The following is a 14,124-nucleotide window of genomic DNA, read 5'->3' on the forward strand; positions in this document are numbered from 1 at the left end:
TTATATCCACAATTTCTTAACATTACGACCACCAAACAGCAAGTTCACAATACCACGTGTAACCATTACGGCTGTAAATAAGGAGGTAATAATACCCAGTGAAAGTGTTACCGCGAAGCCTTTGATTGGCCCCGTACCCATTTGGAATAAGATAGCCCCTACCAATAATGTAGTTAAGTTACTATCTATAATTGCTGTATAGGCACGGTCAAAACCTTCATGTATTGCTCTTTGTACTGATAAACCATTATTTAACTCTTCTCGAATACGAGAATAAATCAGTACGTTAGCATCAATCGCCATACCCAATGTCAGTACAATACCTGCGATACCTGGTAAGGTGAGTGTTGCACCGATAATTGAAAGCAGTCCAGTTAATAATACTAAGTTGAACGCTAAAGCTACGGTAGCAATTATGCCAAAGAACTTGTAAATGATGACCATAAAGATAGCAATTAAGATCATTGCCCAAATAGTCGAATCAATACCCATTTTGATATTTTCTTCACCTAGACTTGGACCTAAAGTACGCTCTTCAACAAAGTGCATAGGTGCTGCTAAACCACCAGCCCTTAATAATAAGGCTAGCTCTGAAGCTTCTTTAGTAGATTTAGAACCAGAAATTACAAAACGACTACTTAATACATCGCGAATAGTCGCCAAGCTAATAATTTTTCTATCTTCTATATAAGCTTGTACAGCTTTTTCTTTATTACTACCCTCTTCTTTCACATAGTGAGTAATTGGGCGTTGCTCAATAAAGATTACTGCCATGCTACGCCCAACATTGCCTTGGGTAGCTTTGAACATTAAATCGCCACCATGACCATCTAACTCAATTTCTACTTGTGGTTGATTATTACGTTGATCGAAACCTACTTTAGCACTGGAAACTTGATCACCTGTAATAATTACTGCACGTTCTAATGCAACTGGTCGACCTTCAAAATCAAACTGTTCCGTAGAAATAGCAGGATCATCAGGCTTAGCCGCTAAACGAAACTCTAAGTTAGCTGTTTTACCTAAAATACGTTTTGCTTCAGCGGTATCTTGCACACCTGGCAGTTCTACCACAATACGATTAGAACCTTGTTGCTGCACAATAGGCTCTGCAACACCTAACTCATTAACACGATTACGAACAGTTTGTAAGTTTTGGGAAACAGCATACTCTGATAAGTCAGAGATAATACTAGGCGACATTACTAATTTAAGTACTTGAGCCCCTTCTTCCGCAACTGTTGTAATAGTAAATTGATTAAATTTACCAGTAATTAGTGTTTCAGCCTTAGCTGCTGTCTCTGCGTCTGCAAAGCTAAATTGAATACTGCTATCTTTACTAGGAATACTACGATAACGAATACGCTCTTCACGTAATAAGTTTCTGATTTCGCCATCATACATATTAAGACGTGTTTTAATGGCTCTATCCATATCCACTTCAAGCAAGAAGTGAACACCACCAGATAGGTCAAGTCCTAACTTCATAGGACGCGCACCTATTTTCGTTAACCATGCGGGGGTAGTAGGTGCTAAGTTTAAAGCCACTACATAATCATCACCTAATGCTTTTTGTAAAGCTGCTTTTGCAGGTAACTGACTAGCTAATTTAGTTAGTCTAATTAAAACACCATCTTTTTTCTCAATAGCTACTGACTTTGCTTCAATATTAGCATTTTTTAAAATCTGTTCAATTTTAGTTACAGTAGCGTCATTAATTTCTAAGTTTACATCAGTACCCGTAATTTGAACGGCAGGATCGTCAGGATACAGATTTGGTGCAGAGTATAATAATCCTATAGTCAACACGACTAAGATTAAGATATATTTCCATAAAGGATATTTGTTAAGCATGATGCCAACCATCTATCAAAAAAATAATAAACACTATGATTAAATATTTTATATAACCATAATGTCAGTTGTTATTATTCATCAATCGCTTTTAAAGTACCTTTAGGCAAGGTTGCAGCAATTGCTGATTTTTGAAATTTTAACTGTACATTATCTGATACAGCTAATACGATAAACTCATCAGATACTTTTACTATTCTACCTGCAATACCACCTGTGGTAAGTACCTCGTCACCCTTTTGTAAAGAACCTAATAAATTACGGTGTTCTTTACCACGCTTCATTTGCGGACGTAGAATCATAAAGTAAAAAATAACGATAAAACCGCCTAGGAATATCCATGTAAACATGCCATTAGGATCACCTGCAGCACCCGTTGTTGCTGCTTGTTGAGCATAAGCAGAGGAAATAAAAAAACTCATAAATTACAACTCCTTAACACAAAAATGCGGATTTAGTTTAAAGGTGGCGTAACTAATCCACGCTTATTATAAAATTCATCTACAAAAGCTGCCAATTTACCTTGTAAAATGGCATTACGCAAATCATTCATTAACTTTTGATAAAATCGTAAGTTATGAATACTGTTTAACATGGCGCCTAACATCTCGCCACATTTATCTAAATGATGTAAATAGGATTTAGAAAAATTCTGACAAGTGTAACAATCACACGTAGCGTCCAGTGTTGTTGTATCATGTTTGTGAATAGAGTTTCTAATCCTGACTACTCCAGTATCCACAAATAAATGACCATTACGAGCATTACGGGTAGGCATTACACAATCAAACATATCGATACCACGCCTTACACCCTCGACTAAGTCTTCAGGTTTACCCACACCCATTAGATAACGTGGTTTATCTGCTGGCATTTGGGTAGGTAAAAAATCTAACACCCTAATCATTTCTTCTTTAGGTTCACCAACAGAAAGACCACCGATTGCTAAACCATCAAAGTCTATTTCCGTTAAACCTTCTAATGATCTCATTCTAAGGTCTTGATGCATACCACCTTGAATAATTCCAAATAATGCAGCAGGATTATCAGCATGGGCTATTTTTGAACGCTTAGCCCAACGCAAGGAAAGCTCCATTGACTGTTTAGCTGTCTCAAAGTCTGCTGGATAGGGTGTACATTCATCAAAAATCATCACTATATCAGAACCCAATGCACGTTGAACTTGCATAGATTCCTCTGGCCCCATAAACACTTTAGCGCCATCAATAGGTGAAGAGAAAGTAACGCCCTCTTCTTTAATTTTACGTAAAGCACCCAAGCTAAACACTTGAAAACCACCTGAGTCAGTTAATATAGGTTTATCCCATTGAATAAAATCATGGAGATCACCATGCTTTTGAATAATTTCAGTGCCTGGTCTTAACCAAAGATGAAAAGTATTACCCAAAATAATTTCTGCGCCAATATCTTTAATATCTCTCGGTAACATTCCCTTTACTGTGCCATAGGTACCTACTGGCATAAAAGCAGGAGTTTCCACTGTACCACGAGGAAAAGTTAAACGACCACGTCTAGCCTTACCTTCAGTTGCTAATAACTCAAATTGCATAAAAGACATTAATTAACCTTCCTTATGCCTTTGGATTACGAGTAATAAACATCGCATCCCCATAACTAAAAAACCTATATTGTTCTGCTACAGCAACTTTATATGCTTCCATTACAGCATCATAACCTGCAAAAGCAGACACCAACATTAATAAAGTAGACTCAGGCAGATGAAAGTTAGTCACTAACGCATCTACCACATGAAACGGTTTACCTGGATATAGAAAGATGTCAGTATCACCACTAAAAGGTTTTAACTCCCCCTCTAAAGCGGCTGTTTCCAACGAACGCACACTGGTAGTCCCTACCGCAATAACTCGTCCGCCTCTTTTCTTACAATCCTTTATAACCTTTACTACTTGTGCTGAAACCTCCAACCACTCTTTATGCATATGGTGATCTTCAATAGTTTCCACTCGTACAGGCTGAAAAGTACCTGCACCTACATGCAATGTCACAAAAGCAGTATCTATACCTTTTTCTTTAATTGCAGCTAATAATGCTTCATCAAAATGTAGTCCTGCTGTAGGAGCCGCAACAGCACCCTCATTTTTCGCATAGACTGTTTGATAACGTTGCTTATCTGCTAATTCATCACTGCGATCAATATAAGGCGGTAATGGAACATGTCCAATTTGCTCTAATATTTCTAATACGGGTTGGTTAAAAACCAATTCAAATAACGAACCATGTCTTGCTAACATAGTAGCCTGTATTTGCTCATTAAATACTATGACTGTTTCTTCTTTAGGGGCTTTACTTGCTTTTACATGCGCAAGCACCTTATAGGTATCCAATAATCGTTCAATCAATACCTCGACTTTGCCACCCGTTTCTTTTTGGCCAAACAAACGTGCGGCAATTACCTTAGTATTATTAAATACCATTAAATCACCAGTATTAAGATAACTTAATAAATCTGTAAAATGCTTATGATCAATCTTTCCTGATGGGCCATCAAGAACAAGCAAACGGCTAGCTGTCCTGTTTTGTAAAGGATAACGAGCGATTAAATTATCTGGCAATTCAAAATTAAAATCAGCAACACGCATGGATAGAAATAATGCTTAACAAAAAATAAGGCGCAATGGTAACGATGATTGAATACAACAACAAGTAAAGAATAATAATTTTACAATTAAATTGGCATTATTGCTGTTTTTTCTGCAATGATGTATCAATCTTATTATCTATTTGCTCTAATAAATAAGGATAAAAAGGATTAGCAGAAGCACGCAATAGATTATCTAAACTTGTCACTAACACTCCTCTTTCTCCACGAATAGCTAATACGCCTATGCTAATACCAAATTCTGCTCGTTTTTCTGGATAACGTCCATAAAGCGAATCAGACTCTGGAAATGGTAAGGCAATATGTGAAAGTGAATAAATATCCGCTGGATAATCTAAACCCAAATCATAAATCTGCTGTTCTGTTTGTAAAGGCTTAGTAATATAAGCCACCGCCTCATTAGTATCTGGAGACTTATTAGTAATAACCGTTGTTTGATATATTCTTGGTGGCTTAGGTAATAACTCAGTAACTGCATTATAGGCTTTATCTTTTAATAGCGGCCCCAATTTGACAGTCTTATTTACATCAAACAATACCAACTCATGATGAGTATTCGATAACAAATTATAAAGCGTTATTACTGAATGAGCAGTAACTGTACTATCTACCACAGATTGAAATGTTAATATGGGAGGCAGTTGCGCTATTTTTTCATCTCCAATATTCAGTAAACGTTTCTGTAAGGCATTGATTAGCTCATAAGACTGGCGCGCACCATTAACAGGGAAAGAGTTATATTTAAATGGATTATATTCAGCCACTAGATCAATCCACGCAGCTTTAGCAAAAGGAGGAAATATTGAAGGTAAACCTGCTAGACCAGCAAAACGAGCAAAACTAGTTACCCCTATCATAGGAGATATTAAAATAACCTGATCAGGTTTTGCTAACTGAGAATTATCAAGCGCGTCTAATGTATAAATTAATGCTAATGCACCACCATTAGAATAACCTACAATATGAAAGGGTTGTGATGGCTCAATATAACGTTGTGCCTCTCTAACAGCTAGACGTGTAGCTGCCAACCAGTCCTCCCAATGCACTTCTGTCAAAGCACCTGGAACTGTACCATGTGCGGGCATTCGAACAGCTACTACGACAAACCCTCGCCTTTGATAGTGGAATGCTATATTTCTTAAACTATAAGGAGAGTCCGTTAAACCATGCAATAAAACCACTGCACCGCTGGGCTTACCTTCAGGTTTTAATAAAAAAGAACGATTCCAATTTTGTTTAAAGTGTTCTGGATAAATTGAACTATTTATTGCATAACGGTTTAATGCATATCGACCATCATTATGCATTTTATCAGTTACTTTATTTTTTAGTTCATCAAATACTTGTTGTTCTGCTTTTAAATAACCCTGCCAATCTGTTCTATCAATTTGTCTAGCAGTCAGCTCATGGAGAGTTACTGTATGCCACAGTTCTAAAGGAGCCCCTCGCTGCGTATCATAAATACGAATGATTAAAAGTGTTATGACAATAACAATAACAGCCCTAGTTATTCGTCTAAACCATCTTTTTAACCAACGAGGAGTTCGCATTTAATTGTTATTCCATAGATCTGTATTTTTATGTAAAACGCCCTTTTCTCAATCTAAGGGATATAACTATCATATCATTGTAAGTTTGTTTTATTTAAGCCGATAAAAAGTAATCCTTAGAGATCGATTCACATTCAAATCATATAATAGTTTATTATTAATTATTCTACTTAAAATTTTTAAGGTATTTAATTCAATAATGTCACTGTATTGACATTCTATTCTACAGTTTCTTTTATTACATCTTTAACTAACTTACCTGTATCATCCCAATGACTCCAACGTTCTACTCGTTGATCTTCTTTATAGCGACCAGCTTCTTTTTTCCTACCATTACCATACCAATAAATCCAAACACCTTCCCTTTTATCAGTTTTGTAATAGCCTTTTTGCATTCTTCTACCATTTTGGTACCATACGGTCCACTGTCCTTCTTTTAGCCCTTCTTTATAGTGACCTGATGATTTCTTTTGACCATTTTCATACCAAGATACCCATAAGCCTTTTCGTTGTCCTTGGTCAAATACACCCTTTTGTTCAACTTGGCCATTTTTAAACCAGACAATTAACAAACCATTAACATCCATATGGTCATAATTTACCGCATCAAAATTTTGATGTTTAGCCTGTTCTATATTAGTAATTAAATAGGGATCTGTTCTTTTTTCACCTGAATTATAAAAATCTTGGATAATAAAAAACATACCCTTTTGCCCTTTATCAATTCGATAAAAATCATCACCTTGTACTAAAATGTGTAATACCACTTGATTGGCATGTTGATCTATATTTTTATTATCATCTGTCTCAACTACTTCGCTAACAACGACTGACTCACTTTCAATGACACTTTCTTGTTCACTGTTAGCTTTATTGGCTGTAATAGATTCTTTTTCTGTAACAGTAGTTGTCTGTTCTTGAGCATAACTCACTGTATTACTAACACTTAAACAAATAAATACAGTGACTAACAACTTTTTCATTTCACTAAATTCCCATCAAAATAATTGATCTATTTAACTTAATATCAGTTATTTCATTAATATTAGTGACAATCATCTATCTCTCAACTCTTATAATTTCTAGCAGTAACTTAGCCTACAGTTTAATAAACTCAATTTAAACTGATCATATTTTTAGCTAATAATAAAACAAAAAATTAATTATTTTTCTGATAATTTGTTACTGCATATAAATTGGCTAACGTAGCTATATCCCTATCTTGCTTTTGAACAATAATTAATTCAACACGTCTATTTTGCTCACGGCCTTTTGAAGTTTTATTAGTAGTAATTGGTTGATTAGAGCCTACACCTGTAGAAAAAACCTGTCTACGTGGTAATCCTGCTACATTAAACACTGAACCAACACTCTTAGCTCTCTTTAAACTCAGTTCATTATTAACAGCTGCCCCACCTGTATCATCAGTATGTCCTACAATAACTACCACACTATTAGTGTCTTGCTTCACTAATTTAGCAATCTTAGTTAATGGTGTTAATGTCACTGGTAATAAAACATCTTGCCGCTTAGCATTAAAGCTAGCATTTACAGGCATAACAATTACAATGCTATCACCCCTTGTTTCCATTACAAATTTAGAGCCTGCTATCGCTTGTTTAACCATAGCTTCATTAATCGAGGTAGAGGTATAAGTTACTCCACCCCTTTTTACTTGAATAACCTGTTGTTGAGGCTCTGGGCTAGAACAGCCAGTAGCAGTTAAGAGACTTGTTAATAACACACTAGCCATCACAGCTTTCATTGAATTAAATATAGGCATAATACTTTCAGGGCAAATTAAGGATGTTTTCAGGATATTATAAATCGTAACATCCTATCACATCCTAGTCATTGATTTAAGTTTAGTTATATTCATTTTGTAACAAAGCATTCAGCATATTACCAACCTAAATGTATAAACCCTTATAAGCTATGTGACAGCGCTATTTATAGTAACGATAATGACCAATCATTTGCCAGTCAAATAACACATCCTCTTCTTGTGCGCCCCAACCTATGTTATGAATAATCAGTGGTCGTGTTTCATTGTCATTCATATTAGTTGATACAATACCAATATGAGGTCGACCATTATCCAAACGCCATGAAACAATATCACCTGCCTGATAATCTTGAGATTGCTGAGTAATTGGTAAACTTTTTCCTTGACGCTTAAAAAATACTTCTAAGTTTGGTACACGGCGGTGGTCTATATTTTTATCAGGCTTAGTTAATCCCCATGTTTTAGGGTATACCGCAAACTGCTGACGCATATCTTCATGAACCAACTGCTGTAAGTCGACCTTATGACTACTTCTTAAAGCTCGAATTACCACATCGGTACAAACACCCCGTATTAATGGAATATCACCCATTGGATAAGCTAATAATGTATAGCTAGGATCATATATAAGGGTTTTACCTACTTGATCTTGAGCAGCTGTTGCTATTTGAACATTATTAGCCCAACTAAAAATAGGCAAACAAATCAAAATAACAATAATACCCTTCAACCAATGTAATATTCTTAACTCCTTTCCCTTGACGCTTATCATCTATCATTTACTCTTTATAAAAACCCACTTTATGTTTTAATAGTAAGAATGCTAAAATTCTATACTTTCAATCAATTAATTATATTTTAATAATGACTATACAGCTACTTCCTGAAATAGAACAATTTTTACTCTGTCCTACACCTGATTCTTGGTTAGAACAAGCCAAGCAAAAAGAAAATGAAGCTATTTTATTAATTGATCATGCTAATTGTGAAAAAAAAGCTGCTTTTACCGCATTAAACTTAATAGTCCGTTATACTGAATTCGAAGATTTACAATATAAACTTTCTCGCTTAGCCCGTGAAGAATTACGCCATTTTGAGCAAGTAGCTGCCATCATGAAAAAGCGTAATATCGAATATGTATTTTTAGAAGCAGCACAATATGCTCAACGATTACGTAAACATCTAAGAAAACCTGACCCAGAACGTATGATTGATATTTTAATTATAGGTGCCTTTATCGAGGCTCGTTCTTGTGAGCGCTTTTATCGGGTTGCCCCCTATGTAGATGATGAGTTAGCAAAATTTTATTTATCTCTTTTAAAGTCAGAAGGTCGTCACTACCAAGACTATTTAAAACTAGCTGAAAAGTACTCTCCTGAACCAATTGATGAACGTGTGGCTTTCTTTGCAGAAATAGAAAAACAAGCCATTCTAACTCCTGATAATACTTTCAGATTCCATAGTGGCGCTGTAATATAAAAATAACATTTTCTGTATAAATTCCTCTATAACAAACTTATAACTTATGCAATAATAACTCTATAAGTTACTAAATTAGTATCATCAATTAATAACTTAAAATAAATTCCATAAACCGTTTATTATTGTACAAATTTAGCGTCCCATTGCTACAATGCAGGTTTAGAGTAATGAGCTTAACATTTAAAAAATTTGGTTATACTTCAAAATCATCAGAGACTGTAAAAAATATTAATGGCTTCAAGAACAGCAATTTGCAACTTCAAAAGAAACTATTAGAAGCTTATAATCAACCTCTGCCAACACTTGAAGATATAGCATTATTTGAAGAACAAACTAATATTCAATTACCAGAAGATTATTCTAACTTTTTACTCACTATCAATGGTGGATATCCAAATTACTATTATATTCCTACTATTGAGAGTACAGTAGATCACTTTTACCCTTTTAACTGTCCATTTCAAACTAGCTCAATGAATGATCTGTTAGTTCTTAACAAAAAAGACTTCTTCAAAGATGATCGTTACAACTACCTACCTATTGCTTGCTCACTGGGTGGTGATGAGTATTTAATGGGACTAAAAGCTGATGGAACAAACCCTATTTACTTATATAATTTCAGTGATTTATCACTTATAGATTTTGATGAATCAAAACTAGTTTTTGTAGCTGACTCTTTTTCTGTTTTGCTTAATTTACTAGTACCCTATGAAAAAGCTCAAAAATTATAATTATTTATTTTATTATTAACCTAATTAATAGTTTTACTACTTTATATAATTTACTAATCAAAATAATTAACGAATAACTAAAGATGGATAAAATAGATTACGTTGTAATTGGTGCTGGTGTAGTTGGCCTAGCTATTGCGAGAAAGTTAGCTGTAATTGGTAATGATGTTATTATTATTGAAAAAGAAACAGCTATTGGTACTGAAACAAGCTCTCGTAACAGTGAAGTAATTCATGCAGGTATTTACTACTCTACTAACTCGTTAAAAGCAAAACTTTGTGTACAAGGTAATCAATTACTCTATGAGTATTGTGAACAGCATAATGTAGACTTTAAACGTTGTGGCAAACTAATTGTTGCCACTAATAATAATCAAATTAAAGAATTACAAGCGCTTCAAAGACAAGCGTCTGCTAACAATGTACCTCCATTAACTTGGTTAGATAAAGATCAAGTTACCGCATTAGAACCTGAACTTAATGCTACATGCGCTCTACTTTCACCCAGCACAGGTATTATTGATAGTCATGGTTATATGCTTGCCTTACAAGGTGATTTAGAAGCTAACGGTGGAATGATTGCGCTTAATAGTCCTGTTCAATCTGCCAAATTAACTGCTGAAGGGATTATCCTAACAATCGCTGGAGACGAACCTTTTCAGTTATTAGCTAAAAAGGTGATCAATTGTGCTGGACTTTATGCTACTCAATTAGCTCAAAACTTTGCAGGATTGCCAAAGCAATATATCCCTAAAGAGTATTATGCAAAAGGTAGTTATTTCAGCTTAGCAAAACGTGCACCTTTTTCTCATTTAATCTATCCAGTACCTGAAGCAGGTGGCCTTGGGGTACATCTAACACTTGACTTAGCAGGCCAAGCTCGCTTTGGCCCTGATGTAGAATGGATTACTGAACTTGACTACTCAGTAGATCAACAGCGTTGTAATAAATTTTATGCGGCTATTCGTAATTATTGGCCTAACCTTCCTGATGATACATTACAGGCTGCCTACAGTGGTATAAGGCCTAAAATCACTCCCCAAGGAGCAACAGCTGCGGACTTTAGAATAGATAGTTCAACAACTCATGGAGTTAATGGATTAATTAATCTATTTGCAATAGAGTCACCTGGGTTGACTGCTTCATTGGCTATAGCAGATTATGTAGTTACCCTACTCTAAACTAATTAATTTTTAATGGATAGTTAGTCATCTAAATTTACTAACTACCCATTAATACTTTATTATTCTTCTATACCTTCAGATAAATCATTTAACTTTTGTGCTTCTTGCTCTTTATGCTCTTCTCTTTGTTGATCTGCATTTTCAGCATGGTTAGCACCTTCTTCAGGTGTTGCTGGCGCTTCTTCAACTACCTGTGTTTGCATCGGAATTCCTTCCGTATTACCTATTTGCACAGGAATACCGTCGTGGTGACTAGCAACCATCTTAGCAAGCGACATATCTACCACAAAATTAGGGTTATTATATCGTTTCTGAGCATTCAAGATAAATTGCTCTACATCTGGTGCAGGATGTTCATCTAAAGCCTTATGTGCTTCAAAATAAATCTTTCCATTCTCAACACCTATTTTATAAGGTTGAGTCACAATAGTAACCTTTGTACCCATTGGTAAAATACCAAATAGATAAGTAACATCAGGATTCAGCATTCTAAAACAACCATGGCTAGTACGTGTACCAATGCCAAATTGTTTATTAGAACCATGAATTAAGTAACCACTAAATCCTAACTGTATCTTATAAGGGCCTAATGGATTATCTGGACCTGGTGGTACTACTGCGGGTAGTGGATCACCATCTTCAGCATGCTCTTTGCGTATTGAAGCAGGTGGAACCCAAGAAGGATCCTTAACTTTGCCCACTACTTTAGTAGCGCCTAAAGGTGAGCCCCAACCTTCACGACCAATACCTAATGGAAACGTATAGACAATATCTTGACCTTTTGGATAATAATAGAGACGATACTCTGGCAAATTAATTACAATACCTTCACGAGCGCTATCAGGTAAAATATAGCGAGTAGGTAATAAAATATCTGTACCCTCACCAGGCAACCAAGCATCTATACCAGGATTTGCGGCAATCATTTGACTATAACCTAAGCTATAAGTATCACCTAAATCAACAAACGTATCTTCATACTTAGCTTTAATAATCTGCATCTGTCCGATTAAATCTTCACCTTCTGCAGGCAATTTATACTGAACTGCAAATACATTAGTAGCCAAGGCACCCCATAAAAGACTACTAATAATAACTCTAGACAAACGCACCATGCACCCCACTCAACCTAAAAATTAATAATATTAAAAATTTTGGCTATTTTAAAATGTTCGCCATTTTAACCAGTTTATAATCAACCTTATAGTACTAAATAGTAATAAACTACAACAATTTTATAAGTTATTAATTATTTGTTTATATTCACTTTAATAATGGTTGTAACTTCTGCCAAACATCTTCCATTATAATTGCTTGCCCTTTAGTATTAGGATGTACCCCATCCGTCTGCATTAAATCTGGATTACCCCCTGTATTCACTACAATAGAAGGTAATAAAGCCACTTCTTGTTCCTTCGCCACAGTTGGATAAACAGCTACAAATCGATCTAAATATTGCTGGCCATAGTTTGGTGGTAATTGTATTCCCACCAATAATACTGTTGCTTGTTGTTTAGCAAGACTTACCATTTGTGTTAAATTTTTTTCAATTAATTTTGGTGGTGTTCCACGCAGACCATCATTACCACCTAATTCAATTACCACCACATCTGGCTTATATTTCTCTAATAAATTAGGTAACCTTGCAACACCATTCGTTGAAGTATCACCCGAAATAGATGCATTAATTAATTGGTAATTATATTGTTTATCTTTTAAGCGTTGCTCTAGTAAATTTACCCAGCCTTGACTGACCTCAATACCAAAACCTGCACTAATACTATCCCCCACAATAAGCAATGTTTTGCCGCTAGCAATAGGTATAGTAAATAATGCCATGATAATAATTAGCATTCTTTTAAACATCTGAGCAATCCTATAAGCAAAAGTATCTTCAATTTAAAACAAGATACCTTCTCTTTACAACCATCCTTTATTGTCTAAATATTACACCGACCCTATTGATAATTAAGTATTTTTATAACTTCTTAAAAGCCGAGCGTAACTATTTGATATTGAATAGTTATATTATTTAATAACCATACAACCATGTGTTATATAGTTTTAAAATTAAACATTAGAATTAAATATATACATATTAAATATTGTAGTTACTTTAATATACTTTTTAAAATAGTTATTAAATTAAAAAATAGAATGGGAATATAAATAAAAATATTACCTGTCGTCCTTATATTTTTATTTATATACAAGGGGTTATAACAGTATGATTTTGAGTGCACAGCAAGTTGGAAAAGTGATTAAGGGTGAACAAGACCTTGTCATTTTACAAGACATTAGTTTTGATCTTAAAGCAGGTGATAGTTTAGCCATTGTAGGAAGCTCAGGTTCAGGTAAATCAACATTATTAGGACTACTTGCTGGTTTAGATACACCTAGCTCTGGCACTATTACATTAGCAGGAAAAATACTCAATCAATTAAATGAAGATCAGCGTGCTGCCGTAAGGGCTGAGAATGTTGGTTTTGTTTTTCAATCTTTTCAATTGCTTGATACATTAACAGCATTAGAAAATGTCATGTTACCCTTGGAGTTAGAGGGAAATAGTAATGCTAACAAACAAGCACACCAATTATTAGCAAGAGTAGGATTAAAACATCGCCTGCATCACTACCCTAAACAGCTATCAGGTGGTGAACAGCAAAGAGTTGCTATTGCTCGTGCCTTTGCCTCAAACCCTAAAATATTATTTGCCGATGAGCCAACAGGTAATTTAGATACTCATACAGGCGAACATATTAGCGATTTATTATTTGAACTTAATAGAGAACAATCTACAACACTAGTATTAGTAACTCATGAAGAACGACTCGCGAAACGTTGTCAACGACAAATTCAAATTGAAGCGGGTCAACTTACAAATGAGGCTAACTAA

Annotated in this window: 13 protein-coding genes and 1 pseudogene; 4 read left to right on the top strand and 10 right to left on the bottom strand. The window is 35.0% G+C overall.

Annotation, left to right across the window (positions count from 1 at the left end):
• The 8 genes from secD to ACQVD9_RS10035 all read right to left on the bottom strand — a co-directional run bounded on the left by secD (window position 1) and on the right by ACQVD9_RS10035 (window position 8,603).
• Window positions 1-1,854 carry a protein translocase subunit SecD gene (gene secD, locus ACQVD9_RS10000; RefSeq protein ID WP_264745892.1) on the bottom strand — a complete coding sequence of 618 codons (1,854 nt, stop codon included), beginning with the start codon at window positions 1,852-1,854 and terminating at the stop codon, window positions 1-3.
• Window positions 1,855-1,928: 74 nt separating this feature from the next.
• A complete protein-coding gene (yajC, locus tag ACQVD9_RS10005; RefSeq protein ID WP_264745893.1) occupies window positions 1,929-2,276 on the bottom strand; it encodes a preprotein translocase subunit YajC in 348 nt (115 codons plus the stop codon).
• Between the two features lie 32 nt (window positions 2,277-2,308).
• A complete protein-coding gene (gene tgt / locus ACQVD9_RS10010; RefSeq protein ID WP_264747886.1) occupies window positions 2,309-3,424 on the bottom strand; it encodes a tRNA guanosine(34) transglycosylase Tgt in 1,116 nt (371 codons plus the stop codon).
• Between the two features lie 22 nt (window positions 3,425-3,446).
• Window positions 3,447-4,475: a tRNA preQ1(34) S-adenosylmethionine ribosyltransferase-isomerase QueA gene (queA, locus tag ACQVD9_RS10015; protein WP_264745894.1), complete on the bottom strand. Its 1,029-nt coding sequence runs from the start codon at window positions 4,473-4,475 to the stop codon at window positions 3,447-3,449.
• Between the two features lie 97 nt (window positions 4,476-4,572).
• Complete coding sequence (locus ACQVD9_RS10020) at window positions 4,573-6,045, bottom strand: alpha/beta hydrolase (protein ID WP_264745895.1); 1,473 nt, start codon at window positions 6,043-6,045, stop codon at window positions 4,573-4,575.
• A gap of 218 nt (window positions 6,046-6,263) precedes the next feature.
• Window positions 6,264-7,028, bottom strand: a complete 765-nt coding sequence (locus ACQVD9_RS10025; protein ID WP_264745896.1) for a toxin-antitoxin system YwqK family antitoxin — start codon at window positions 7,026-7,028, stop codon at window positions 6,264-6,266.
• Between the two features lie 176 nt (window positions 7,029-7,204).
• Window positions 7,205-7,828: an OmpA family protein gene (locus tag ACQVD9_RS10030; RefSeq protein WP_264745897.1), complete on the bottom strand. Its 624-nt coding sequence runs from the start codon at window positions 7,826-7,828 to the stop codon at window positions 7,205-7,207.
• Between the two features lie 163 nt (window positions 7,829-7,991).
• Window positions 7,992-8,603, bottom strand: coding sequence for a DUF1287 domain-containing protein (locus ACQVD9_RS10035; protein WP_264745898.1), 612 nt, complete (start codon window positions 8,601-8,603; stop codon window positions 7,992-7,994).
• Window positions 8,604-8,695: 92 nt separating this feature from the next.
• On the opposite strand from ACQVD9_RS10035, the gene ACQVD9_RS10040 reads away from it, so the two are divergent.
• The 3 genes from ACQVD9_RS10040 to ACQVD9_RS10050 all read left to right on the top strand — a co-directional run bounded on the left by ACQVD9_RS10040 (window position 8,696) and on the right by ACQVD9_RS10050 (window position 11,225).
• A complete protein-coding gene (locus ACQVD9_RS10040; protein ID WP_264745899.1) occupies window positions 8,696-9,310 on the top strand; it encodes a MiaE family protein in 615 nt (204 codons plus the stop codon).
• 170 nt (window positions 9,311-9,480) lie between these two features.
• Window positions 9,481-10,044, top strand: coding sequence for an SMI1/KNR4 family protein (locus ACQVD9_RS10045; RefSeq protein WP_264745900.1), 564 nt, complete (start codon window positions 9,481-9,483; stop codon window positions 10,042-10,044).
• An 83-nt stretch (window positions 10,045-10,127) separates the two neighbouring features.
• Entirely contained in the window at window positions 10,128-11,225 is a 1,098-nt protein-coding gene (locus ACQVD9_RS10050) for an NAD(P)/FAD-dependent oxidoreductase (RefSeq protein WP_264745901.1), read from the top strand.
• Between the two features lie 194 nt (window positions 11,226-11,419).
• Here the strand turns inward: ACQVD9_RS10050 and ACQVD9_RS10055 are convergent.
• Window positions 11,420-12,343 (bottom strand): annotated as a pseudogene (locus ACQVD9_RS10055) (L,D-transpeptidase family protein); the annotation flags it as partial.
• A 148-nt stretch (window positions 12,344-12,491) separates the two neighbouring features.
• Window positions 12,492-13,094, bottom strand: a complete 603-nt coding sequence (locus tag ACQVD9_RS10060; RefSeq protein WP_264745903.1) for an arylesterase — start codon at window positions 13,092-13,094, stop codon at window positions 12,492-12,494.
• A gap of 361 nt (window positions 13,095-13,455) precedes the next feature.
• On the opposite strand from ACQVD9_RS10060, the gene ACQVD9_RS10065 reads away from it, so the two are divergent.
• Window positions 13,456-14,124 carry an ABC transporter ATP-binding protein gene (locus ACQVD9_RS10065; RefSeq protein WP_264745904.1) on the top strand — a complete coding sequence of 223 codons (669 nt, stop codon included), beginning with the start codon at window positions 13,456-13,458 and terminating at the stop codon, window positions 14,122-14,124.

The organism is Entomomonas sp. E7T21, from assembly GCF_058693955.1.

Bases quoted from the DNA above. Each gene is read 5' to 3' on its own strand.
- secD (WP_264745892.1), bottom strand. From the start codon at position 1,854: ATGCTTAACAAATATCCTTTATGGAAATATATCTTAATCTTAGTCGTG.
- yajC (WP_264745893.1), bottom strand. From the start codon at position 2,276: ATGAGTTTTTTTATTTCCTCTGCTTATGCTCAACAAGCAGCAACAACG.
- tgt (WP_264747886.1), bottom strand. From the start codon at position 3,424: ATGCAATTTGAGTTATTAGCAACTGAAGGTAAGGCTAGACGTGGTCGT.
- queA (WP_264745894.1), bottom strand. From the start codon at position 4,475: ATGCGTGTTGCTGATTTTAATTTTGAATTGCCAGATAATTTAATCGCT.
- ACQVD9_RS10020 (WP_264745895.1), bottom strand. From the start codon at position 6,045: ATGCGAACTCCTCGTTGGTTAAAAAGATGGTTTAGACGAATAACTAGG.
- ACQVD9_RS10025 (WP_264745896.1), bottom strand. From the start codon at position 7,028: ATGAAAAAGTTGTTAGTCACTGTATTTATTTGTTTAAGTGTTAGTAAT.
- ACQVD9_RS10030 (WP_264745897.1), bottom strand. From the start codon at position 7,828: ATGCCTATATTTAATTCAATGAAAGCTGTGATGGCTAGTGTGTTATTA.
- ACQVD9_RS10035 (WP_264745898.1), bottom strand. From the start codon at position 8,603: ATGATAAGCGTCAAGGGAAAGGAGTTAAGAATATTACATTGGTTGAAG.
- ACQVD9_RS10040 (WP_264745899.1), top strand. From the start codon at position 8,696: ATGACTATACAGCTACTTCCTGAAATAGAACAATTTTTACTCTGTCCT.
- ACQVD9_RS10045 (WP_264745900.1), top strand. From the start codon at position 9,481: ATGAGCTTAACATTTAAAAAATTTGGTTATACTTCAAAATCATCAGAG.
- ACQVD9_RS10050 (WP_264745901.1), top strand. From the start codon at position 10,128: ATGGATAAAATAGATTACGTTGTAATTGGTGCTGGTGTAGTTGGCCTA.
- ACQVD9_RS10060 (WP_264745903.1), bottom strand. From the start codon at position 13,094: ATGTTTAAAAGAATGCTAATTATTATCATGGCATTATTTACTATACCT.
- ACQVD9_RS10065 (WP_264745904.1), top strand. From the start codon at position 13,456: ATGATTTTGAGTGCACAGCAAGTTGGAAAAGTGATTAAGGGTGAACAA.